Raw genomic sequence first — 23,596 nt, 5'->3', positions numbered from 1 at the left:
CGTCAGCCGGACGATGGCTGCTTCTTCGCCTTCAGGGTATGGCCGGCCGCCTCCAGCCGGGTGCGGTCCTCCTCGCGCCGCGGCGCGGCCACGCCGAAGTCGAGCGGGGTGTCCTGCGCATAGCGCTTGCCGAGCCGCCAGGCGATCTCCGCCTTCTGCAGTTCGGCGCCCAGATAGAAGGCGTGGCCGGTATCGCCCGCGACCGCGATCTCGGGAAAGAACTCGAAGGCGTCGGTGTGAACCGCATGGCCGTCGCGATTGTAGAGATGGACGCCGTCGGCGGCGGTCTCGATGCGGTAGTTGCGGTCGCGGATGGTCGCCGCCTGCTCGGCCAGTTCCTCGGGGGTCGCGGCATGGGGCTTCACGTCGTGCACCTGCAGCAGCGCATCGGAATAGCCGCGCGGCAGGGCGCCGTCGGCGCGGGCGGCAAACAGCATCCGGCGCGCCGCATCGTGCTCCTCCACCGTGCGGCGAGTATGCGGGCTGACATGCACGACCAGGAGATTGCGGATCGCCAGTTCCGAGCAGACGCCGAGCAGCGTCGCCGTGATGCCGGAGGTGTCGGCGTCGGTGAGCTCGGTGAGATTGCCGGTGCCCATCAGGATGTCGACGTCCGGCCAGGCCTCGCGCAGCCGGTGATAACGCACCAGCGAGGCGGCGAAGCCGAAATGGATCGGGTCGAGGATCGGATCGGCGATGAAGGCGATCCCCATGTCGCCGGCACGCGCGATCGCCCGCTCCAGCGAAGCGAAATCATGCGGCCGCGCCGGCACCAGGATCGGCACGGCATCGCCTTCCCGGGCGATGTCGAGGGTTTCCTCGGTCAGGCTCAGCAGGAAGTCGGCGCCGGCGCGCGTGCCACGGGCCAGCTCGTCGGGATTGGCGGAATCCACGCTCACCCGATGGCCGCCCGCCTTCAGTGCGCCGATGGCGGCTTCCAGATGGTCGAAGGGCGTGTCCGGCAAGCAGCCGAGGTCGATGACGTCGGCGCCGGCCGCACGCATGGCATCGGCCCTGGAGAGGATGTCCTCGACCGCCAGCGCCGATGCGTCGACGATCTCGGCGAAGATCCGCATGTCGTGCCGCGACAGGTCCGGCGGCAGGCCCTTGCGGCCGAGAAAGGCCGGCAGGTCCGCCAGTTCGTCCGGCCCGCGCACGAACGGGACGCCGAAGCTCTCCGACAGCCTGTCGAGATCGGCCCGGCAGCGGCCCGGCAGGATGACGCGGTCGGCCGTCACCGGCCGCTCGAGGCGCCGCTCGATGATGTCGCCGGTGGCGAGTGCCGCGACCTTCACGCCGATATCGGCGATCGCCCAGTCGAAGTCGGTCTCGCCGAGACCGGTCAGCACGCGTTCGAGCCGGGGGCGCGCCAGGTGGCCGGTCAGAAAGAGCAGGGTTTCCATCGCCATGACCGGCTATGTCGGCCATTGCCGCGCGAATGGAAAGTGCCCGGCGCAAGGTTCCGGCATCGCCGCAGACGGATCGGACATGAAGGCCGGGCTCAGCCGGACGCCGCAGCGTCGGGCGCAGGCGACGGGGCACGCCCGATCCGGCGCCCCGGCGGTGTCCCCTCGCTCAGCATGATGCCGGCCGCCGGCAGGTCGGCGGGACCTGCGACAAAGAGCTCGGTCGCCTCCGACAGCACCTTCGCGAAGGCCTCGTCGACGATCTCGGCGCCGGCCAGCGCCGCGAGGGTGGAATCGTCCGGCAGGTCGATCTGCTTGATCAGGCAGAGCCGCGCGCCCGGAATGTGCCCGGCGAGCCAGGCGGCGAGACTGTCGGAGGTGACGCTCCAGTCCTGGGCGATCTCCGGTGCTGCCAGCGCCATGGGCCGGGGCATCCAGACCGGGATGTCGCCGCGGGCCAGTGCCGCCGTGATGCCGGCATCGTCGCTGGCCCGCACCAGCCGGCTGCCGAGGCCGACCAGCGCCAGGCCGAACTGCTCCATGGCCAGCATCGCCATCTCGTGGGCGGTTGCGTCGTTGAAGCCGATGCGCGGCTGATAGCGCCGCACGGCCTCGGCGAACGGTCCGCCGCCCGGCACGATCACCACCGGCAGGCTGGAATCCTCGATCGCCTTCAGCCAGCGCAGCAGATCGGGCGTGGTCGCATAGCTGCCTCCGAACTTCACGACCAGGATGTTGTCCAAGAACCTGCCCCATTCGCCGTCAGCCATTCATCCCGGGCACCGTGTCACGACATGCCCCGTGGTGCCACCCGGCCGGGTCGATTTGTTGCCGGATGCCGGAGCGCGCCCGCGCCCGAAAGAGCGCCCGCACGCCGCTCTGACGTATCGCGTCTCCGCGTCGGGCACTTGCGAAATCGATGCCGATACAGGCCGGTGCCGTCGCTCAGCCGGCCGCCGGCGCCCGTCGCCGGGTCAGCTCGATGCCCACCGCCTCGGGGCCAAGTTCGAGCTTCTCGACCCTGACGGTCACTTCGCGGATGCGCCGATCGGCCAGCACGGTTTCGGCGAGGTCCACCGCCAGCGTCTCGACCAGATCGGTATGGCCGCGGGCCGCCAGCGCGCGGATGGCGTCGAGGATAAGGTCGTAGGAATAGATGTCGGCCATCGACCGGATGTCGGCGACCAGCGGTTCGATCTCCGCCTCGACCGAGAACCGCACCTTCTGTGTGCGCCCGCGCTCGTGGTCATAGACCCCGATTTCCATCGGCACGGTGAAGTTGCGCACGAGGATGCGGTCGCCGCGGTCAGCCACCGGCACGGCGCCAGGGGTTGCCTCGTCCCCCGCGGCCAGCAGAGCCCGGATGGTGCGGACCGCGGCCAGATCGACCGGCGCGTCGCGGGCGCCCGCCGTCAGCGCGCCGCGAAAGCCGAGATAGTCCGGCCGCAACACGGCCAGGCGCGGCACGTCCGGCGGCTCCAGCGATCCGGCGAGACCACTCATCAGGCCGAGATCGCGCGCCGCATGCACGAAGTCGGCGAGCTCTGCCATCGACAGATGCGCCATCAGCCGGCCGCTCGACTTGCCCAGCGTGTCGATCATCGCCCCCCTGAACCCCGCCTCGGCCAGCACCGGCAGCAGGCCGAAATCGGGATCGCCGTCGGCGAAGAAGACGGCGATCAGGCCGGTGCGGGCCGCCAGCGGCCGCAATGCCTCGATCACCGCGACCCGCGCGTCGCGGCTGGCGGGAAACAGTCCGATCTTGACGAAATCGGCATCGATGCGCGCTTCGACGGCCTCGCGGACCACGGCTGGCACCATCGGCAGGTCGCCGGCAACGGCCGAGACCGGTCGCCGGCCGGCCACCGCCGCCATGGTCGCGGCGAGGATGTCCGGGGTCACGGCGCCGAGCGCGCCCCTGGCCGGATCCTTCAGATCGACCAGATCGGCGCCGCCAGCGAGAACCGTCTCGGCCTCCGCGACTCCCGTGACGCTCGCCAGAAGCTTGATCAACGCGCCGCCTCGAACTGCCTTTCCAGGACGTTGTCCCACAGATAGTCGATGCCGCGCTGCCAGCTCTGATCGGTATTGGAGCGGATGTCGGCGCTGCCGCGGGCGATCGGCTCGCCCGTCTTGGCGTCGAAGGCATAGGCGTTGATGTTGAGGATCAGGTTGGAGACCTTCTGCACCGTTCCGGTCACCGCGATATCGGCCCCGAGCTCGCGGGCAAAGGTCTGGCTGCAATTGCCGCAGCTCTGCAGATACTGCTTCTTCGCCCGTTCGCGGACCGGCGCGATGTCGACGACGCTGTAGCCGGGCATTGAATCGATGGCCTCGCTCAGGTCCGGCGCCAGGGTCTGGAGCCGTGCCTGCTCACCGGCATTCTCGCCCATCATCGAGCCCTCGAGGCTGGAATCGATCAGCTCGAAGTCGAAGATGGCGACCGTCTTGTCGGCAGCAGCCGCGGGCATGGTCAGCGCCAGGAACAGGGCGACAACGGGAAAAACTCTGCCTTGCCTTGGCTCATGGCCCTGGGGGAACAATGGTGGCACGAACACTCTCGCTTCTTTGTGGAACGCGATGCCCACCGCGCTGGTAACAGAACTAACGCCCTGAGCCGGTGGAGCAAACGATTTTCACGAACCGGCGGGAGGCGGGGCACGAGCCCGCCGACAGGAATGGGAGGCAATCATGGTGAAGATGGCGAGCGCGCACGCGCTGGCAGGGGCCGCGGCCCTGATGCTCTGGATCACGGGCGCAGGATACACACAGGAGCCGGCCGCCCCGGCACAATCCCCCGCACCGGCCGACGCCGCAGCCGGGACGGCGGCGGCACAGACCGTCAAGCTCGGCTATCTGCGGAGCTGGGAGCCGACCCTCGCCCTGTCGGCCCTCGACATCCCGCCCGAGGATATCGGCGTGGCCGGGGCCGAGGTCGCCGTTGCCGACAACAACACGACCGGCTCGTTCATGGGCCAGACCTTCACCATGGACGTGGTGACGCTGACGCCCGGCGACGACGTCGCCGGTCCGGCCCAGACCATGCTGGACAGCGGCGTGCGCTACATCGTCACCGACCTGACGGGCGAAGACACGCTGAAGGTCGCCGAGCTGGCCGCTGCCACCGATGCGATGGTGCTCAATGCCGGCTCGACGGACGACGATCTGCGCGGCGAGCGATGCCGTCCCAACATGCTCCACACCGCGCCGTCGCGGGCCATGCTGACCGACGGCCTGGCGCAATATCTGATGTGGAAGCAGTGGCGCGACTGGGCACTGGTGGCCGGCAGCCATCCCGACGACCAGAAATTCGCCGAAGCCCTCAAGCGCTCGGCCACCAAGTTCGGCGGCAAGATCGTCGCCGAGAAGCTGTTCGCCGACAAGGGCGGCGCCCGGGCGACCGATTCCGGCCAGGCCCTAGTCCAGCGCCAGATCCCGGTCTTCCTGCAGGATCTGCCGGATCACGACGTGCTGCTCGTCGCCGACGAGAGCGAGGTCTTCGGCACCTATGTGCCGTGGCGAACCTGGGTTCCCCGGCCAGTCGCCGGAACGGCAGGCCTGACGCCGGGGTCCTGGCATCCGGCCAGCGAGCAATGGGGCGGCGCGCAGATCCAGAACCGCTTCGAGGACGCATCCGGCCGGCGCATGGAATCGAAGGACATGCAGGCCTGGACCGCGGTGCGGGTGATCGGCGAGGCGGCGTCGCGGACCCAGTCGGTCGATCCGGCGACGATCGCGGCCTTCGTCAAGAGCCCGGACTTCGCCGTCGCCGCCTTCAAGGGCCAGCGCCTGACCTTCCGCGACTGGAACTGGCAGATGCGCCAGCCGGTGCTGCTCGGCACCGAGGCGTCGGTCGTCTCGGCCTCGCCGCAGGAGGGCTTCCTGCACCAGGTCTCCGAACTCGACACGCTCGGCGTCGACCGGCCGGAGACCACTTGCGACCTTGGCGGCTAGGTTGCCGCTTCCGGGGCGCGCCCTTGACGCGCGGGCACGCCCGCGCTTCTGACTGACGGGATGGTGGCGCGGCAGACGGCACGCGCCGCCGCGCCCCGCCCCTGCAACGATCGGCCGCCTTGTCCCTGAAAGCCCGCCTCGCCGCCACGCTGACCGCCGCCTTCCTCGCCATCCTGGTGATCGGCGGGCTGCTGGGCTTTCGGCAGGCCTCCTCCAACATCGCGGCCGAGCTGACCGCCGCACGGACCGTCGCATCGAACCGGGTCGCCCAGCTGATCGCCGAGCTTCCGGCCTCGCGCGACACGCAAGGCGAACTCGCCAGCTTCGTGCGCGCCTTCAATGGCGACCGGCACGTGCAGATGATGCTGATCGATTCCACCGGGGCGGTCCGCGCGGCCTCGCAGCCGGCCGAAGCCTATGGCGGCCTGCCGGAATGGTTCGTCGATCTCCTGGCGCCGCCGCCCTCCACCATCATCATGCCGCTGTCGGGCAGCGCCCTGCCGATGACCGCCGCCGTCGTCTCCATCGACCCGCGCAACGAGCTGGCCAGCAGTTGGACCGACATGGCGACCAGCCTGGGCATCCTGGTCGCCTTCCTGCTCGTCGCCTTCGCCGCCATCTGGATCGTCGCCGACCGCGCCCTGCGGCCGCTGGCCGACATCCAGGCGGCCTTCGCCCGGATCGGCGGCGGCGACTACGACATCGGGCTCGCCGCCGCGGGCCCGCCGGAGATGCAGGCGCTGGCCGCGGGCTGCAACGACATGGCGGCGCGGCTGGACGAGATCTCGGCCCGCAACCGTCGGCTGTCCGAACAGCTCCTGCTACTCCAAGACGAGGAGCGCGCCGAACTGGCGCGTGATCTGCACGACGAGATCGGACCGCTACTCTTTGCCATCGATGTCGATGCCTCGACCATCCGCCGTGCTTCGACCAGGCTCGACGGCGGCGAGGCGATCGCCGCCCGGGCCGAGGACATCAAGTCTGCGGCCCACCGCGCCCGTCAGGAGGTACGCCGCATCCTCACAGATCTCAGGCCCGGCCTGATGCCTGGCCTCGGCCTCAAGGCCTCGATCGAGGATCTTGTCGCCGACCTCTCCCGCCGCCATCCCGACATCACCTTCACCACGGAGCTGGCAGACGGCGACTGGGGCGGGACACCGGAGGTGCTGGTGCTTCGCGCGGTGCGCGAGGCGGTCCACAATGCGCTGCGCCACGGACATCCCGGTCGCATCGCGATTCGCCTGGCGGCGCGCAACCGCCGGCTGGAATTCGGCGTCGTCGACGATGGCGGCGGCCTGCCGGCCAGCGGCACGGCCGGCGGCTTCGGTCTCATCGGCATGCGCGAGCGGGTGGCGGCGGTCGGCGGCGGGCTCGAGATCACGCAGGTGCCGCTGCCACCGGGGGTCCGGCTGGAAGGCTGGGTGCCGTTGCCGGACGGCACCGGACCCCATATCGATGGCGACGACAGGCAGGAGACATGATGAAGATTCTGATCGTCGACGATCACACCGTGGTGCGGGACGGTGTCAGGCGGCTGGTCGAGGCGTTGGATGTCGGCGAGATCGGCGAGGCGGAGACCCCGTCCGAGGCGCTGGCCGAGTTCCGCCGGCTGCGTCCGGACGTCGTCGTCCTCGACATCAACCTGAAGAACGGCAGCGGCCTTGACGTGCTGCGGCGCCTGCGCGCCGACGACCCGAAGGCGCGGATCGTGGTGTTCTCCATGTATTCCGACATCGTCTATGCCGCCTCGGCCCGCCGCGAGGGCGCGCTCGGCTATGTCGCCAAGACCGCGCCCTCGGACGAACTGCTCGTGGCGATCGAGATGGCGCTGAAGGGCGAGCCCTATGTGGACAGCGAGACGGCCGCCCTGATGGCCCGCCACGAGGGCCGCGGCGACGGCCCCCGGGATTTGTCGCGCCGCGAACTGCAGATCCTGCACATGCTGGGCGAGGGCAAGAGCCTGACAGAGATCGCCGACGGGCTCGGCGTCGCCTACAAGACGATCGCCAACACCTCGACCCGGATCAAGGAAAAGCTCGGCGTGGAACGCACCTCCGATCTCGTCCGCTTCGCCATCGAGACCAGGGGCGGGCGCATGCTCGACCGCTGATTCCGGCGCGCATGATCGCGCGGCGTGCGCCCGCGGCTTGACCCGTCGCCACGCGCGGGGCAGTCGTAGGAACCATTGCGGCGCAGCCGAAGAGGGAGCCGACCTGCCATGCCGATCCTGCTGATCGTCCTCATCGCCATCCTGATCGCCCAGATCGGTTTCTGGGACACGTTCGGGGCGCTTCTCGGAGCGGTCGCGATGCTCGTGCTGTTCGTGGTGGTCGCGATCGGGGCCGTGCTCGTGGCCGGCGCCCTCCTGATGCGCCGGACACGCCGGCGCTTCTGACCCGGCGGTGACACCCCGGGGCGGCCGCGCATCCCTCGCGCTATTCGTCCGGCCGCGGCTCGGGCTCTGCGGCTGCCAGATCGTTGCCGGCTTCCGACCAGCCCTGGACGCCGTCGGGATACCAGTGCACGGCCGAATAGCCGGCACGGATCGCCCGTTTGGCCGCGTTGTAGCTCATCCAGCAATCGCGGTCGCAATAGATGACCAAAGGGCGGCTCTTGTCGCCGCCGCTCGCCCGTTCCAGCCCATCCATGAGATAGGCCTCCATCGCCGGTGGCAGCTCGCCATAACCGGTATCGACGAGCCACAGCGAGCCGGGGATGTCGTTGCGCGGCTTGGGCCGCCACAGCGTGCCCGCCGGCAGGTTCTTCGGCCGGGGCGCGCGCGGCAGGACGTCGACAAAGACAACGCCGGCCTCGTGCAGGCGCTCGGCCTCCTCGGTGTCGATTACCGTGCCCCCGGCAAGAGTCGCAGGAACCGGCGCACGATAGTCCTCGGTGCGATAATCGGCCGGCTCCGGCACCGCGGCGGCCTCACCGGCCTGCAGCGCCGGAGCCGGGCCAACCTGCGCCAAGGCCGGCCCGACAAGGGTCGCGGGCGCCAGCATCAGCCAGGCCAGCGCCGTGATTGCCGCCAAGCCAGGCCGAGCGGCGCTTCTCATCCCTTCGGCTCGGTGGCCGTCTGAGCGGGCGCTGCGCCGGGGGTCGCGGCGGCATCCGCCGGTGGCGAACCGTCGGTCGGCATGGCGTTCTGCGGCAGGGGCAGGTCATGGGCCATCTTGCCGCTCTTCGACAGGATCGGCTGGTCCTGCTCGTCGAGCAGGGGCACGCCGTAGGACAGCAGGATCTCGTTGATCTCGTCCTGATTATCGCGGATCGCCCGGTTGAGCGTACGCTTCCATTCCTGGTCGGCGGCCCGCACGCCCATGGTGATGCGATAGGCCATGGCAGGCCCGCGCCCCTCGGCGACCAACGGCACGACGGCATAATCGTTGTCGGCGAGCTTGGCGTAATAGCCGGCCATCGGTCCCCAGAGAACTGCCGCGTCGATGTCGCCCGTGGCGAGATCGTCGATCATCGCCTTGGCTGAGTTTTCGGACCGCGTGTCGATCATCAGTCGATAAGGCTTGGCCCGGCCAATGAGACCGGCGCGCGCCATGTAGGTGGCGGGCGGCGTACCGGCGACGATGCCGATCCGCGTGTCCTTCAGCTTCGGGTCCGAGATCGTCGTGACACCCGAAAGCGCCCCGTCCTTCGGATAGACCAGCGCATAGGAGGTGCGATAAAAGGCGTTGGTGTTCTGGACGAGCTCGTCACCCTGCGGATAGCTGATGATGATATCGCAGAGATTGGAGCCCAGCGTCATCCGCACGAAGCCGGTCGCCTGCGGGAAATACGAGTAGGACACCGATTCGCGGCCGAGCTTGTCGGCCAGCAGCTCGGCAATCGCCTGCTCCATTCCCTGCTCGGCCTCGTTCGAGAAGGGCATGTTATTCGGATCGGCACACACCCGCAGGACGTCCGGATCGACGAGTTCGATCTCGCCCCCGAACTCGNCGGCCGAGCTTGTCGGCCAGCAGCTCGGCAATCGCCTGCTCCATTCCCTGCTCGGCCTCGTTCGAGAAGGGCATGTTATTCGGATCGGCACACACCCGCAGGACGTCCGGATCGACGAGTTCGATCTCGCCCCCGAACTCGCGATCCTGTGCCATCGCCTGAAATGGCATCGCGAGCGCCAGAACGCTCGCGATGCCGGCAGCGTAGATCGACATTGCTGTCATCTGTTAAAATCCCAGGCAGCTGTACTCTTCCTCCTGGGCCTCCTTGTTGTTGGCAATCCGCTTCGGCTCGCCGCGCCCGACGACACCGTCGGCCCGGGCCCGCAGATAGATGTAGATGGCGTCCATCGAGCACATCACGTTCGGATCCTCGCCCCAGGCCGGCATGATGGAATTGCCCGAGGAGCTCCACTTGTTCTGCTGACCACCGACGACGATGCCGGCATAATCGTAATAGGTCAGGGTCTCCAGCGACTCCGCCAGGTTGGGCGCGAAGGACGAGCCCATACCGTCGGGACCATGGCACTGCATGCAGTTGGCCATGTACTTCTTGTAGCCGCGCCAGGTGTACCAGTCGACCTTGCTGTCGGCTTCGGCCAGATAGGTCGGGTTGCCAGCCGGATCGAGGTACTTGCCCAGGTCGCCCGCCGTCGGAGCGTTGCCTTCCGCGGCCGTATCCTTGGACGGCTGGGCATCGGGCTTCATGTGCTCGGCAGAGGCGATTTCGGCGTCCGCGCTGACCGGCGCCGCTTCGGCTTCAGCCGCCTCCGGGGCCTGGTCGGCGGCGGGAGCATTCGCGGCGGCGGCACCATCCGTGCCTGTAGCCGGTGCCGTCGGCGCGGCGGTCGGAGAGCCGTGCGGAGCGGCCTCGCCTGCCGGAACGACCGTGGTTCCGCTTCCCTGCGCGATGGCCAGGCTGCTGGCCGACAGGAGCGCAGCCCCCGCGATCGCGATCAACTTGCTGTTCATTCAAAGCCTCATATTGACAACCGGGCCGCTCAAGCGGCCCGAGCTTCGGACGATGCGCGCGAATGTCGCACACCCTCCCCTCCCAAAAGCGAAGGCCCGATGTCGGGTCGATGCCTGACGACGGGCCCTCCAGTCATGCAAAGGGCCCCGCCCTGTTTGGAGCGAGGCCCTGCTTTGCTTACTTGCTGGCTGTCTGGTCCGGTACGGTGAAGACCGTCAGCTGACCACCGAGCGCCGTGTACTTGGACAGCGCCGCATAGCCGCCGACCGCGCCGAGACCGGCGTTGGGATCGGTGAGACCCGCCGCCAGGCCGATGCCGGCCCAGCCGCCGATGCCCGACAGGATGCCGACCATCTGCTGGCCGTCCCGCTCGTAGGTCATCACGTTGCCGATGATGCCCGACGGGGTCTTGAACTTGTAGAGTTCCTCGCCCGTCTGCGCGTCCACGGCCTTCAGGTAACCTTCGAGCGTGCCGTAGAAGACGATGTCGCCGGCGGTTGCCAAGGCACCCGACCACACCGAGAACTGCTCGGGCAGCGACCAGACGATCTCACCCTTGCCGGCATCCCAGGCAATGAAGTTGCCCATGCCGCCATGGCTGTCCGGGGCCGGGTACATCGACAGCGTCGCACCGACGTAAGGCTGTCCGGCGGTGTAGGCCACGCGGAACGGCTCGTAGTCCATGCAGACGTGGTTGGTCGGGACGTAGAACAGCTTGGTCTCCGGCGAGTATGCCGCCGGCTGCTGATCCTTGGTGCCCAGAGCCGCCGGGCAGATGCCGGTGGAGTTCACGTCTTCGCCGTTCTGCTCGGTCGAGTACTCGGCGACGACCTGCGGCCGGCCGTACTGGTCCGATTCCGGATCCATCACGACTTCGGTCGCCCAGTTGACGGCCGGGTCGTACTTCTTGGCGACCAGCAGTTCGCCGGTCTCACGATCCATCGTGTAGGCGAAGCCGTTGCGGTCGAAGTGGACGAGCGCCTTGCGCTCGGTGCCGCCGACGTCGATGTCCGCGAGGATCATCTCGTTGACGCCGTCGAAGTCCCACTCGTCATGCGGGGTCATCTGGTAGACCCACTTGGCCATGCCGCTGTCGGCATCGCGGGCCATGATCGTCATCGACCACTTGTTGTCGCCCGGGCGCTGGGCCGGGTTCCAGGTCGAGGGGTTTCCGGTGCCGTAGTAGATCAGGTTCAGGTCCGGGTCATAGGCGAACCAGCCCCAGGTGGTGCCGCCGCCGATCTGCCACTGGTCGCCTTCCCAGCTGTTCAGCGAGGAATCGGCGCCGACCGGCTTGCCGAGTTCCATGGTCTGCTCGGGATCGAACAGCATCTCGTCGTCCGGACCGGTCGAATAGGCGCGCCATGCCTGGCTGCCGTCCGACAGGTTGTAGGCGGTCAGCGAGCCGCGTACGCCGAACTCGCCACCGGAGATGCCGATATAGACCTTGTCCTTGACGACCATCGGGGCCGCCGTGCCGGTCTCGCCCTTCGACGGGTCACCGTTCTGGACGGACCAGACCTGCTCGCCGGTCTTGGCATCGAGCGCCACGACGGTCGTATCGGCCTGATGCAGGATGATCAGATCCTGGCCCCCGTCGCCCTGTGCCGGCGCATAGGCGACGCCGCGGTTGACGGTGTCGCAGCACATGACCGGAATGACGTTCGGGTCCTGCTTCGGCTCGTACTTCCAGGTGATGGAGGCCTCGTCCGACAGGTCGAGGGCATAGACCATGTTCGGGAACGGGGTGTGCACGTACATCATGTTGCCGACGACGAGCGGATTGCCCTCGTGGCCGCGCAACACGCCGGTTGAGAAGGTCCAGGCCGGGACCATGTCGCCGACATTGTCCTTGTTGATGGCGTCCAGCGTCGAATAGCGCTGGTTGGCGTAGTTTCCGGTCGGCATGACCCACTGCGCGGCATCGCCCTGCATCTCCAGCAGTTTCTCGTTGGCGGAGGCGGAGCCTCCGAACGCAACGAGCAGGCTGGATGCAAGTGCAGCCTTCGTTATGAGCTTCAACATTCAGTGTCCTCCCAAGGAACTGTGCCGGCGACGGCTGGCGGCAGGATTGCCGGCATACGTCGAACCATCGGTAGCGTCGGGGGAAGGTTTCCGGCAGCGTGTCACGACCGCCAATAGGGGTCTTGGTGGGCACCGTTGATCAACGCCCTACCGTGGCCTTCGAGATTCGCAGCGCTCCCAACACTGCGACCTTGAAGCCGGAAACCATTGGAGGATGCTAGTTCGGGAAATTTTCCTGCGCAAGCGCCAATTGCGACTTTTCCTGTGTGCATTGCAGCATTTTCTGGGTGCGATGCAGTGATATCTGCCGTTTCGTCGCCCGGCCACTCCCCTTCGTACGCTCAAGACTAGCGGTTTTCCGCATTATACTGGAGCCACACCTCATTTCGCGACCAAGCGCCGCAGCGATCCCCCATTCTTCTGCAAACAAGCCTTGAGAGATCGGCAGCGACGCTGCCAGTGCTCGGAAATACTGAGCCGCCGACTCACAAGGAGGGGATACGCTCCGATCATCTCGCGAGGCGGCGCTTTCGACACCTGCATCGCAAGTCTTCGCACCTCCGCCCCCCGAAGAAACGCCGCAAGCCGGTCACACCCTGTTGATGCGAGCGAGGGCTTGCTCCCCGGCGCCGGCGCATGCCTGATACGGTATGACCCTCGTTCTTTCCCGTCTCATTCGCCACTTCCCCAGGCTGCTCGCGGCATCGGCGATCGGCCTGGTGGCCGCCCTGCCCGCCATCGCCGAACCAATTCCCGCCTATGAAGAGGTCGCCGCCGGCATCCATGTCCGCACCGGACTGGTGGAGGAGACCTCGCCGGACAATCACGGCGCCATCGCCAATCTCGGCTTCATCGTCGGCGCCGATTCGGTCGCCATGATCGACAGCGGCGGCAGCGTCGCCGATGCCGAGGCCGCGGCGGCGGCAATCCGGGCCGTCACCGACAAGCCGGTCCGCTATCTGATCAACACCCACATGCATCCCGACCATGTCTTCGGCAATCAGGTGTTCAAGGCCCAAGGCGCGACGATCATCGGGCACGAGAAACTGCCGGCCGCACTCGGCGCGCGCGCCGAACACTACAAGCTGTCCATGCGCGACCAACTCGGGCCGGCGGCGGCCGGGTCGGTGACCGTGACCCTGCCGGACGAAACGGTGACGCAGACCCGCAGCCTTGATCTGGGCGGGCGCGAGATCGAACTCAGGGCCTGGCCCACGGCGCACACCGACAACGATCTGACCGTCTTCGACGAGCAGACCGGCACGCTGTTCGCCGGGGATCTCGTCTTCCTGGCGCACGTGCCAGTGATCGACGGCTCGATCAAGGGCTGGCTCGCCCGGATTGCCGAGTTGCGGGCGCTGCCGGCCGAGCGGGTAGTTCCGGGCCACGGACCTGCCAGCGCCCCGTGGCCCCAGGCGCTGGAGCCCCAGACGGCCTATCTCGAGGCACTCGCCGCCGATCTGCGCGCCGCCATCGCCGCCGGCGTGCCACTGGCGCAGGCGACCGAATCGGCGGCCGCGGGCCAGGCCGGACAATGGCAGCTCTTCGACGCCTTCAACGGCCGGAACGCCACCGCGGCCTTCGCCGAGCTCGAATGGGAGTGAGGGCACCTCGCCTGTCTCCCTCGTCAAGTGTTGATCGGCGAAGGCCTTGCCGTTTGCCGGCCCCGCAGTCAGATTGTTCGATCAGGCGAACGGGCACTCGCACGGACAAATCGGGAGGTTTTCATGCCGATGTCTCATTTCGAAGCGCCGCCGCACCGCTCCTCCGCAACACGAGCGAGCCGCACGACGCGCTTTTGCTGCGCCCTGTCGCTCGGCCTCGCCGGCGCGACCGCGCCCCTGGCAGCCACCGGGCCCGCTTGGGCGACCTCGCCGGAAGCGGTCGCCGCAGCGGCCGATTCCGCCTGGCCGGGACTGAGGAGCGATCTGTTCGGCGACAGGGAGCTGATCGACGGCAGCGACGTGATCGCGCTGGAGGCACCGGCGCGGGCGACCGACCCGGCGATCGTGCCGCTGACGCTGACGATCGATCCGGCGAAGGACATCCGCCGCATCACGCTGGTCATCGACGAGAATCCCGCGCCGGTCGCCGCCACCTTCGACATCGCGCCGGATTCCGGCCTCACCCAACTTTCCACCCGCGTCCGGGTAAACGCCTATACGGACATCCACGCGGTGGCCGAGGCCGCCGACGGGACACTGTATGTCACCAAGCAGTTCGTGAAGGCGGCGGGCGGCTGCGCGGCCCCGGCCGCCAAGGACCCGGAAGTGGCGGCCCGCCAGATGGGCCAGATGAAGCTGCGCCAGTTCGCGGACGCTGCCGGCACGGACGGATCGCCGGTGCACGAGGCGCAGCTGATGATCCGGCACCCGAACAATTCCGGGCTGCAGAAGGACCAGGTGACGCTGCTCTACATCCCGGCGCATTTCGTCTCGGAGCTGACCGTCGACCACGGCGGAAAGACGCTGTTCTCTATGACCGGCGGCATCTCGATTTCCGAGGATCCGAGCTTCCGCTTCAACTATGCCGGTGATCCGGCCCTGCCGTTCCACGCTAGGGCGACCGACACCGACGGCAACGTCTTCGAAAAGACGTTCACCCAGGGCCAGACCTGATCGCGGAAGCCGCGCGCCGTTGGCCGCAGTCGCGATTGCGCGCGTAACGACATGACCGCCTGCCGGCGCCAGCAGCGGCGGCCGGCAGGCGCGGTCTTCAGTTGAAGCAGCGGACCTCGGCTTCGGCCTGGGCGCGGCGCAGTTCGGCCACCGTCTCCTTGGCATCGGCGCTGGAGCGGAACAGGACGCCCTTCTCCCCCGTCACCTGCCCCATCGACAGATAGGTCGAGGCGTCGACATAACGCTGATAGGGCAGCAATGTCGCCACCACGTCGAAGGAGCAGGAACACTGCTCCAGGGCCGTGCGGGTGTTGCCGTTGCTCGACATGCAGCCGAAGACGTAGTCGGCGGTCGCATCCGTCGGATAGTCTGCCGTGGCGGCGTTCGGCACGCTGCCCATCACCGGCATCCGGGATGCGCCGGCGGTGCCCACCGTCACGTCCGGCGGCTGGGGCGATTGCGCGGCGGCCGGCAAGGCCGCCAGAAGGCCGACCGTGACCGTGCCTGCCGCCAGGCCGCGGATCAGCGCGTTTCCTCGTTTCATCGTCGTTCCTCCCGAAAAACCATGTCGCTCGCCACCAATACGGCGTCGATCCATCCGTCCTGCGAGCGCGCCCTCCCGCCTCGCAACGCGCCGGCCGCCCGGCCATCGACGATGTCGCGGCGACAGCCGGCGGGCGGCGCCCGTCAGAGGCGCCGGCTCACCGTATTGCCGAATCCCGCGCCGATCGCCGTCCCAGCGGCGATGCCGAGGGTCAGGTCGCCCAGCACGAAGGCGCCGAGCAGCGACCCGACACCGGTTCCGATTGCGGCACCGAAAGCGATGCCGCCATAGCGATGGTCCGTCATGGCATGTCTCCTTCGCCATCGAGAGTCGCTGCGAAGTCTGGCGATCTTGTGAAATCGTCAGGGCGAAGGGCCGATGAACTCCCCGAAGGCGCGCGGCCCATCGCCGACCTCGACCGCGCCGACCACCTCCAGCGTCTCGGCGTCGATCTTGGAGAGCGTGTTGTCGAACCAGTTGGCGACATAGAGGAAGCGGCCGTCGGCGCCGACATCGATGCCTTCGGGATATTCGCCCGTTTCCAGCTGCGCCAGGCGGGTGCCGCTCGCCGCCTCGAAGACCGTGACGGTGCTGCCATACTGGTCGGTGACGAACACCTTGCCGCGGCTTTCTGCCACGGCATAGGGATGCGAGCCGACCGGGACCGTGGCGATCAGCTCGTGGCTCGCCATGTCGACCACGCTGACGTCGTCGCTGCCGACATTGGCGGAATAGACCCGCGTGCCGTCCTGCGAGATGGTGACACCGAAGGGCCGTTCGCCCACCGGAACGCGGGCGATCGCCGCGCCCGTTGCCGTGTCGATGAAGGACAGCTGGTTGGAATCCCGGTCGGCGGTCACGACCACCGCGCCGTCGGCGCTGACCGCCACGCCGGATGGCGATTCGCCGGTCTCGAAGGAGCCGACCACCTTGCGCGCCTCGGGGTCGACGACCAGCAGCGAATGGGAAAACCAGTCGGCCACATAGACCGGCGAGCCCGAGGGATGCACCGCGATGCCGAGCGGTCCGCCACCGGTGGCGATCTCGCCGATCGTCTCGCCGCGGGCGGTGTCGACGATGCTGATCGCCTTGTCCTCGGGCCGCGAGACATAGGCGCGGCTGCCATCGGCCGACACGGCGATGCCGGCGGGCTTGCCGGGGATCACCAGCGTCTTCGTCACCGCCATCGCGTCGAGATCGACGAAGGCCAGTTCCCCGGCCTCCTGGCTGGTGACATAGGCGATGTCGCCGGCCATGCCCGGCAACGACCAGAACAGCGCTGCCGCGAAGGCCGCAGGCGCCGCGATCGCCGCAACGCGCCGCATCAGGAGCCCGATTCGACGGTCGCCTTCAGATTGTCGAGGCCCTCGCGGATATAGGCGGTGATGCCGGCAATCGCGGCCTCGTCATTGAGCTCGGCCGGCGGATCGTTGTTGGGATAGCCGCGATAGAAGGCGGCGCGCCACGTCACCTCGGACTTGGCGCCGTCCTCGGCCGGCTTGATGGTGATCGTGGACGAGTAGTTCGTCGCCGGCAGCAAATCGACATTCACGTGGCCGATGAAGGTCGAATAGCTCATCTTGGCTGCATCGTACTTGGACAGCTCTTCTTCCATCATGCCGCCGTCGGTGAAGCCGAGCGTGCGGATCGAGCCCTTCTCGTTGCCCTCGGCGGCGTCGGTCATGGCGATGCGCGGATGCCAGGACATGTCACCGAATTCGGCGATCCTGGCCCAGACCGCCTCCGGCGCGGCGTCGATCACGACGCTCTCGCTGGCCTTCTGGCGGGTCGGTCCGTGCGCGAATGCCAGTCCCGGCAGGACGAAAAGCGCGACGATAAAGCTGATGATGCGTGCTGCCACGATCAGGTCTCCCAATGAGTGTGACCGACCGGTCCGGTGCCCAAAACCGACGCGGATTGCGGCGGAACCTATTGCCATCGCGCTGGAAGGAAAAGGGACTTCCTCCCGGGCGCGACATTTTTCCCAAGGGCGGTGCAGCGAAAGCCGGGCCACGTGCGGGTCCCAGGCCGGCAGCATCGGCTCCCGGCACCGGTTCGGGCCCGGCAGCACGATGCGGTGATTCCACGCCTCAGAGCCCCAGCGCGCCGCGGATCGCCGCGGCGGTGCGCACCAGCTTCGGCCCGACATCGTCGCGCAGGCGCTCGGCCGGCAGGGCGAAGGCCGGTCCGCCGCAATTGAGCGCGAAGGCGAGCCCGCCCGTGCCGATGGCCAGCGGCACGCCGACGGCGTTCACCTCCCGCTTCCAGTCGCCGGCCGAGACGACGAAGCCCCCGGCCCGGAAATCCTCGAGCGCCGCCGCGATCTTCTCGGCCATGTCCGGCCATGCCGCGCCCTCGCGCGCCGCCAGCTTTGCCATCAGATCAGCCCGCTCGCGCTCGGCAAGGCCGGCGAGATAGGCCCGGCCGATCGCCGAGGTCGCAAGCTTGAGGTGACCGCCGACATCGAGATCGACGCGGATCGCGCTCGATCCGCGGCATGCCTCGACATAGAGCATCGCCATGCCGTCGCGCGTCGCCAGCGCGACCGAACACTGGGTCTCGTCGGCCAGCGCCTGCATGAACGGGCGGGCCACGTCGCGCACCCCCAGCGAGCCGAGCGTGGCGAACCCCAGGGCAAGCGCCCCCGGCCCCAGGCGGTAGTTCGCCGTTTCGGGCAGGTGCACGAGATAGCCGAGGCGGCTCAGCGTATAGGTCAGCCGCGACACGGTCGCCTTCGGCAGGCCGGTCCGCCGGGCGATCTCCTGATTGCCGAGCGCCCCATCCTCGCGGCGAAACGATCGCAGGACGTCGAGGCCGCGCACCAGCGCCGTGACCATGCCGGGATCGTCGTCCAGCGGCAGCCCGCCTGCAGCGTCCGCCGCCCCGCGCTTGCGCATCGTCGGCTCCCCTTGCCGCTCCCCTCAGGCCGCGCCGGTGAAGGAGCCGCCGTCGCGCACGATCCGCTCCAGCAAGGGCGCCGGCGCGAAATCCTCGCCCATGCGTGCCTCGAATTCGCGCATCTTCTCCAGCACGGTGTGCGGTCCGATCGTGTCGGCGTAGAACATCGGCCCGCCCCGATAGACCGGCCAGCCATAGCCGTTGATCCAGACCACATCGATGTCGGAGGCGCGCTGGGCGATGCCCTCGTCGAGGATCTTCGCGCCCTCGTTGATCATCGGATAGACCAGCCGCTCCAGGATCTCGTCGTCGCCGATGGCGCGGCGCTCGAAGCCGTCCTCGCGCGATTTCTGCAAGATGATCTCCTCGACCAGCGGCGACGGCGAGCCCTTCCTGGCCTCGTCGTAGTCGTAGAAGCCGGCGGCGGTCTTCTGGCCGCGGCGGTCGGCCTCGCAGAGCCGCTCGCGGATCGTCTCGCCCTTCGACGTCTCGCGGTTCCAGCCGAGGTCGAGCCCGGCGAGATCGGCCATCTGGAACGGCCCCATCGGCAAGCCGAAACCGGTCAGCACCCGGTCGACGTCCCACGGCATCGCGCCTTCCAGGATCAGCTTGTTCGCCTCGCGCTGCCGGGCCGACAGCATGCGGTTGCCCACGAAGCCGTGACAGACGCCGACGAGCACCGCCGTCTTGCCGATATCGCGGCCGATCTTCATCGCCGTGGCGATGACGTCCTTCGCCGTCTGCCGGCCGCGCACCACCTCCAAGAGCTTCATGATGTTGGCGGGCGAGAAGAAGTGCATGCCCAGGACGTCGGCCGGACGCCTGGTCACGGCCGCGATCGCGTCGATGTCGAGATAGGACGTGTTGGAGGCGAGGATCGCGCCGTCCCTGGCGATGGCGTCCAGCCGTTCGAAGATCGCCTTCTTGACCTCCATCTCCTCGAAGGCCGCCTCGATGATCAGGTCGCAATCGGACAGGTCGGAAAATTCCAGCGACGGCGACAGGAGGCCGGTCGCCTTGTCGACATCCTCCGGGCGGATGCGCCCCTTCGACGCCGAGGCGGCATAGTTCCTGGCGATGATGCCGGTGCCGCGGTCGAGCGCTTCCTGGCTCTGCTCCACGATCGTCATGGGAATCCCGGCCGACAGAAAGTTCATGGCGATGCCGCCGCCCATGGTGCCGGCGCCGATGATGCCGACCCGGCCGATCGGCCGCGTCGGGGTGTCGACAGGAATGTCGGCGATCTTGGCGACGGCGCGGGTGGCGCCGAAGACGTAGCGCTGGGCCCTGGACTGGGTGCCGCCCAGGAGTTCGGCGAAGATCTCGCGCTCGCGGGCCAGGCCCTCGTCGAAGGGCATGCGGGCGGCGTTGGCGACGGCCTCCATCGCCTTTTCGAAGCTCTCGAAACCACGCATCTTGCGGCCGTGGCGCTCGCGCGCCGCGCTCAGCGCGGCCTCGACATCGGCGTCGCCGAGGCGCGCCGTCTCGTCCCGGACCCGGCGCAGCGGCCGGCCGTCGCTGACAATCGCCGCGGCAAGGCGCACGGCCTCGCTGCGCAGGTCGCCTGCCGCCAGTTCGTCGACAATCCCCAGCGTCACCGCGCTGGCCGCGCCCATCGGCGTGCCGGTCAGGATCATGTCGAGGGCGCGCGGCAGACCGACCATGCGCGGCAGCCGCTGGGTACCGCCAGCGCCGGGAATGATGCCGAGCTTGATCTCCGGCAGGCCAACCTTGGCCGAAGGCGACGCGATCCGGTAATGGCAGGCCAGCGCCAGTTCCAGCCCGCCGCCCAGCGAGGTGCCGTGCAGCGCCGCGACGACCGGCTTGCCGGACGCCTCGATCCGGTCCTGCAGGTCCTGCAGGGTCGGTGCCGCGATCGGCTTGCCGAACTCCTTGATGTCGGCCCCCGCAATGAAGGTGCGCCCGGCGCAGATCAGCACGATGGCCTTGACCGCCGGGTCCGCGACCGCCGCCTCCAGCCCCGCGGCAACGCCTTCGCGCAGCACGTGCGACAGCGCGTTGACCGGCGGGTTGTCGAGCGTCAGCACCGCGACCTCTCCCTCGACGTCGAGCGTCGTGGCGCGATTGATAGTCGTCATGAAACCTGTCCTGGAATGTCTGGCGGGCCGGCCCTGCGAGAAGGCATCCGGGGTTGCGGGGGGCGGCGATCTGCCCGGACGGGAGCGCCGCGACGTCGTTGACAGAGGCTAGGGCGATTTCTAGTTTGCGGCAATTGCAAAACCGAATTCCACGATGCGGAATTGGGCGGCGCTGATCCCGGCCTGCCTGTCGGGCCGCGACCACGATCCGCTCGCTGCGGCGGTCACTCCACGGCGCCTCTCGCATCGCCCTCTCATGACAAGGATGGACCCAGATGGACCTTCGCTTCACCGACGCAGAGGTCGCGTTCCGCAACGAGGTCCGCGCCTTCATCCGCGAGAACGTGCCGGCCGACGTGTCGGCCGCCCTGCGCGACGGGCGCCACGTGTCCAGGGACGGCATGGTGCGCTGGACGCGCATCCTCAACGCCAGGGGCTGGTCGGTGCCCCACTGGCCGGTCGAGCATGGCGGCACCGGCTGGACGCCGATCGAGCAGTACATCTTCCAGGACGAGATGCAGCAGGCGCCGGCGCCGCAGATGCTGCCCTTTGGCCACAACATGGTAGCCCCGGTCATCTACACCTTCGGCAACGCGGCGCAGAAGGCGAGGTACCTGCCGCGCATCGCCAATCTCGACGACTGGTGGTGCCAGGGCTTCTCCGAGCCGGGCGCCGGCTCCGACCTCGCCAGCCTCACCACCCGGGCGGTGCGCGACGGCGACCATTACGTCGTCAACGGCCAGAAGACCTGGACGACGCTCGGCCAGCACGCCGACTGGATCTTCTGCCTGGTGCGCACTGACCCCGATGCGCCGAAGAAGCAGATGGGCATTTCCTTCCTGCTCATCGACATGACGACGCCCGGCGTGACCGTCCGGCCGATCCAGACCATCGACGGCGGCCACGAGGTCAACGAGGTGTTCTTCGACGACGTGAGGGTCCCGGTCGAGAACCTCGTCGGCGAGGAGAACAAGGGCTGGGACTATGCCAAGTTCCTGCTCGGCCACGAGCGCGTCGGCATCGCCCGTGTGGGTGGCTCGAAGGAGCGGATCCGCCGGCTGAAGGAGATCGCCAGGCTGGAATTCGCCGGCCAGTCCCCGGTCTGGGAGAACCGCCGCTTCCGCGAGAAGGTCGCGGCCGTCGAGATCGAGCTGAAGGCGCTGGAAATGACACAGCTGCGCGTCGTCTCGGCCGAGGCCAAGCGTGGCCACGACGGCAAGCCCGATCCGGCGTCGTCGATCCTGAAGATCAAGGGTTCGGAATTGCAGCAGGCGACGACCGAACTCCTGATGGAGGCGATCGGCCCCTACGCCCTGCCCTACGAGGCCGAGCGCGAGGACGGCCGCAACGAGCCCCCCGTCGGGCCGGACTATGCCGCATCCCTCGCGCCGGCCTATTTCAACTTCCGCAAGGTGTCGATCTACGGCGGCTCCAACGAGATCCAGAAGAGCATCATCGCCAAGGCGATCCTCGGCCTCTAGAGCGCCGTGCGTCCAACTGGACGCACGGCGCTCCAGCCAGTTGCATCTACGTACCGCCGGCGCGCATCGCCGCCCCTATCCCCTACCGCCGAGGCCGGCGCGGATGCGCGCCGCCGGCAGCTTGAAAGCAGGACGTCCCCGCATGGATTTCGACCTTTCCGACGAGCAGACCATGATCCGCGACTCGGTCGAGCGACTGATCAAGGATCGCTACGGCTTCGAGCAGCGCGGCCGCTACCGTGCCGAGGAGCCCGGCTTCAGCCAGGGGATGTGGCAGGCCTTCGCCGAGCTCGGCCTGACCGCCGTGCCCTTCGCGGAAGAGGATGGCGGCTTTGGCGGCGGCCCGGTCGAGACGATGATCGTCATGGAAGCCTTCGGACGCGGGCTGGTGGTCGAGCCCTATCTCGCCTCGGTGGTCATGGCCGGCGGCGCCATCCGCCATGCCGGATCGGCCGGGCAGCGCGCCGAATGGGTGCCCGGCCTTGCCGACGGATCGACGCGCCTGGCCTTCGCCTTCGCCGAGCGGACCACCAGATACGATCCCGCCGCTGTCGCCATGAGCGCGACGCCCTCGGGCGACGGCTACACGCTGACCGGCGAGAAATCGCTGGTGCTGCACGGCGACAACGCCGACGGCTTCGTGGTCCTCGCCCGCACTGCAGGGACCGCCGGCGACCGCTCCGGCCTCGGCCTGTTCCTCGTCGCCGCCGATGCGCCGGGCCTGTCGCGCCGCGGCTACCCCACCCAGGACCGCATGCGCGCGGCCGAACTCACCTTCGACGCGGTTGCGGTGCCCGCCGACCGGGTGCTCGGCGATCCGGCGAACGCCTTGCCGGTCGTCGAGCGGGTGATCGACGAGGCCATCGCGGCCCTTTGCGCCGAGGCCGTCGGCTCGATGCAGCGCATGCACGAGCTGACCATCGCCTATCTGAAGGAGCGCAAGCAGTTCGGCGTGCCGATCGGCGACTTCCAGGTGCTGCAGCATCGCGGCGCCGAGATGTACATGGCGCTGGAGCAGGCCCGCTCGATGATGCTGTATGCCACGATGAACGCCTCCGAGCCCGATGCGGAGACGCGGCGCGAGGCGATCTCGGCAGCCAAGGTGCAGATCGGCCGCTCAGCCAAGTTCATCCGCGAAAGCGCGGTGCAGCTCCATGGCGGCGTCGGCGTTACCATGGAATACGAGGTCGGCCACCACATGAAGCGCCTCGCCATGATCGACCTCGCCTTCGGCGACGCCGACCATCATCTGGAGTTGCTGGGCGAAAAGGGCGGCCTCGCAGCGCTGTAGTGCAGGCGCTGGCCGTCGCGGTGCACGACGGTGCGAGTTCCGTCCGTGTCACGACGGCGCATCTGTTCAGGCGCAATTTCTGCGATTGCCGCGGGAAGGGCAGCCGAGCGACACAGAGCGTCCGCCCCGCATCGAGCGCGTGCGGTGTCCCGCTGCAACGTCGCGACGCTGCAACGCGGAGGAATGGGTCTCGGGCTTGACCCGAGGACCCATGCCAAACCGCTTCCGCCGCCGGCGACTTGAGACACGCCAGGACGGCCGCCTCACGCAATGGTCTGAGCAGCGCATTGCTTGCCATTGCCCCAAATCCAAACCCACCTTCCGTGCAGCCGCCGGCCGCGCTAGCCTTCGCTATCA

Annotated in this window: 22 protein-coding genes; 8 read left to right on the top strand and 14 right to left on the bottom strand. The window is 68.4% G+C overall.

Going from position 1 to position 23,596, the window contains the following annotated elements:
* Positions 1–2: 2 nt before the first annotated feature.
* The 4 genes from VQ042_RS12110 to VQ042_RS12095 all read right to left on the bottom strand — a co-directional run bounded on the left by VQ042_RS12110 (position 3) and on the right by VQ042_RS12095 (position 3,958).
* Entirely contained in the window at positions 3–1,409 is a 1,407-nt protein-coding gene (locus VQ042_RS12110) for a DUF6513 domain-containing protein (RefSeq protein ID WP_331819541.1), read from the bottom strand.
* 92 nt (positions 1,410–1,501) lie between these two features.
* Positions 1,502–2,176, bottom strand: coding sequence for an amino acid kinase family protein (locus VQ042_RS12105; protein WP_331819539.1), 675 nt, complete (start codon positions 2,174–2,176; stop codon positions 1,502–1,504).
* Between the two features lie 175 nt (positions 2,177–2,351).
* The gene (locus tag VQ042_RS12100) at positions 2,352–3,419 is read right to left on the bottom strand and encodes a (5-formylfuran-3-yl)methyl phosphate synthase (RefSeq protein ID WP_331819537.1); all 1,068 of its coding nucleotides are present in this window, start codon (positions 3,417–3,419) and stop codon (positions 2,352–2,354) included.
* Positions 3,416–3,958 (bottom strand): DUF3280 domain-containing protein, encoded by a 543-nt coding sequence (locus tag VQ042_RS12095; protein ID WP_331819535.1) that lies wholly within the window; start codon positions 3,956–3,958, stop codon positions 3,416–3,418. The genes VQ042_RS12100 and VQ042_RS12095 overlap by 4 nt, the downstream gene beginning before the upstream one ends.
* Before the next feature lie 139 nt (positions 3,959–4,097).
* On the opposite strand from VQ042_RS12095, the gene VQ042_RS12090 reads away from it, so the two are divergent.
* From VQ042_RS12090 to VQ042_RS12075, 4 genes are all read left to right on the top strand, one after another.
* Complete coding sequence (locus VQ042_RS12090; RefSeq protein WP_331819534.1) at positions 4,098–5,360, top strand: ABC transporter substrate-binding protein; 1,263 nt, start codon at positions 4,098–4,100, stop codon at positions 5,358–5,360.
* A gap of 119 nt (positions 5,361–5,479) precedes the next feature.
* Positions 5,480–6,841: a HAMP domain-containing sensor histidine kinase gene (locus VQ042_RS12085; protein WP_331819532.1), complete on the top strand. Its 1,362-nt coding sequence runs from the start codon at positions 5,480–5,482 to the stop codon at positions 6,839–6,841.
* Entirely contained in the window at positions 6,841–7,470 is a 630-nt protein-coding gene (locus VQ042_RS12080; RefSeq protein WP_331819530.1) for a response regulator transcription factor, read from the top strand. Before VQ042_RS12085 ends, VQ042_RS12080 begins: the two co-directional genes overlap by 1 nt.
* Before the next feature lie 108 nt (positions 7,471–7,578).
* Positions 7,579–7,755 (top strand): hypothetical protein, encoded by a 177-nt coding sequence (locus VQ042_RS12075; RefSeq protein ID WP_331819528.1) that lies wholly within the window; start codon positions 7,579–7,581, stop codon positions 7,753–7,755.
* 40 nt (positions 7,756–7,795) lie between these two features.
* On the opposite strand, the gene VQ042_RS12070 is transcribed toward VQ042_RS12075, so the two are convergent.
* The 4 genes from VQ042_RS12070 to VQ042_RS12050 all read right to left on the bottom strand — a co-directional run bounded on the left by VQ042_RS12070 (position 7,796) and on the right by VQ042_RS12050 (position 12,308).
* On the bottom strand, positions 7,796–8,362 hold the full coding sequence (locus VQ042_RS12070; protein ID WP_331819592.1) for a PQQ-dependent catabolism-associated CXXCW motif protein: 567 nt from the start codon (positions 8,360–8,362) through the stop codon (positions 7,796–7,798).
* A 50-nt stretch (positions 8,363–8,412) separates the two neighbouring features.
* A complete protein-coding gene (locus VQ042_RS12065; RefSeq protein ID WP_331819526.1) occupies positions 8,413–9,342 on the bottom strand; it encodes a substrate-binding domain-containing protein in 930 nt (309 codons plus the stop codon).
* A 196-nt stretch (positions 9,343–9,538) separates the two neighbouring features.
* Positions 9,539–10,282, bottom strand: coding sequence for a c-type cytochrome (locus VQ042_RS12055; protein WP_331819524.1), 744 nt, complete (start codon positions 10,280–10,282; stop codon positions 9,539–9,541).
* 178 nt (positions 10,283–10,460) lie between these two features.
* Positions 10,461–12,308: a methanol/ethanol family PQQ-dependent dehydrogenase gene (locus tag VQ042_RS12050; RefSeq protein WP_331819522.1), complete on the bottom strand. Its 1,848-nt coding sequence runs from the start codon at positions 12,306–12,308 to the stop codon at positions 10,461–10,463.
* A gap of 650 nt (positions 12,309–12,958) precedes the next feature.
* Here VQ042_RS12050 and VQ042_RS12045 point away from each other — a divergent pair.
* Together VQ042_RS12045 and VQ042_RS12040 are read left to right on the top strand one after the other, a co-directional pair.
* On the top strand, positions 12,959–13,912 hold the full coding sequence (locus VQ042_RS12045; protein ID WP_331819520.1) for a quinoprotein relay system zinc metallohydrolase 2: 954 nt from the start codon (positions 12,959–12,961) through the stop codon (positions 13,910–13,912).
* A gap of 123 nt (positions 13,913–14,035) precedes the next feature.
* Positions 14,036–14,926, top strand: a complete 891-nt coding sequence (locus VQ042_RS12040) for a quinoprotein dehydrogenase-associated SoxYZ-like carrier (protein ID WP_331819518.1) — start codon at positions 14,036–14,038, stop codon at positions 14,924–14,926.
* Positions 14,927–15,023: 97 nt separating this feature from the next.
* Here the strand turns inward: VQ042_RS12040 and VQ042_RS12035 are convergent, their stop codons facing one another.
* The 6 genes from VQ042_RS12035 to VQ042_RS12010 form a co-directional block, all read right to left on the bottom strand.
* Positions 15,024–15,335: a hypothetical protein gene (locus tag VQ042_RS12035; protein WP_331819590.1), complete on the bottom strand. Its 312-nt coding sequence runs from the start codon at positions 15,333–15,335 to the stop codon at positions 15,024–15,026.
* Positions 15,336–15,613: 278 nt separating this feature from the next.
* A complete protein-coding gene (locus VQ042_RS12030; RefSeq protein ID WP_331819516.1) occupies positions 15,614–15,775 on the bottom strand; it encodes a hypothetical protein in 162 nt (53 codons plus the stop codon).
* 57 nt (positions 15,776–15,832) lie between these two features.
* On the bottom strand, positions 15,833–16,795 hold the full coding sequence (locus VQ042_RS12025) for a YncE family protein (RefSeq protein ID WP_331819514.1): 963 nt from the start codon (positions 16,793–16,795) through the stop codon (positions 15,833–15,835).
* Positions 16,795–17,331: an SRPBCC family protein gene (locus VQ042_RS12020; RefSeq protein ID WP_331819512.1), complete on the bottom strand. Its 537-nt coding sequence runs from the start codon at positions 17,329–17,331 to the stop codon at positions 16,795–16,797. The genes VQ042_RS12025 and VQ042_RS12020 overlap by 1 nt, the downstream gene beginning before the upstream one ends.
* A 229-nt stretch (positions 17,332–17,560) precedes the next feature.
* Entirely contained in the window at positions 17,561–18,367 is an 807-nt protein-coding gene (locus tag VQ042_RS12015) for an IclR family transcriptional regulator (RefSeq protein ID WP_331819510.1), read from the bottom strand.
* Positions 18,368–18,391: 24 nt separating this feature from the next.
* Positions 18,392–20,467 (bottom strand): 3-hydroxyacyl-CoA dehydrogenase NAD-binding domain-containing protein, encoded by a 2,076-nt coding sequence (locus tag VQ042_RS12010; RefSeq protein ID WP_331819508.1) that lies wholly within the window; start codon positions 20,465–20,467, stop codon positions 18,392–18,394.
* A gap of 275 nt (positions 20,468–20,742) precedes the next feature.
* On the opposite strand from VQ042_RS12010, the gene pimC reads away from it, so the two are divergent.
* The gene (gene pimC / locus VQ042_RS12005; RefSeq protein ID WP_331819506.1) at positions 20,743–21,948 is read left to right on the top strand and encodes a pimeloyl-CoA dehydrogenase large subunit; all 1,206 of its coding nucleotides are present in this window, start codon (positions 20,743–20,745) and stop codon (positions 21,946–21,948) included.
* A gap of 142 nt (positions 21,949–22,090) precedes the next feature.
* The gene (locus tag VQ042_RS12000) at positions 22,091–23,239 is read left to right on the top strand and encodes an acyl-CoA dehydrogenase family protein (RefSeq protein WP_331819504.1); all 1,149 of its coding nucleotides are present in this window, start codon (positions 22,091–22,093) and stop codon (positions 23,237–23,239) included.
* Positions 23,240–23,596 lie beyond the last annotated feature (357 nt).

The sequence above is a fragment of the Aurantimonas sp. A2-1-M11 genome (assembly GCF_036549475.1).
Taxonomy (GTDB): domain Bacteria; phylum Pseudomonadota; class Alphaproteobacteria; order Rhizobiales; family Rhizobiaceae; genus Aurantimonas.
This window is presented reverse-complemented; position numbering and strand designations above follow the sequence as displayed.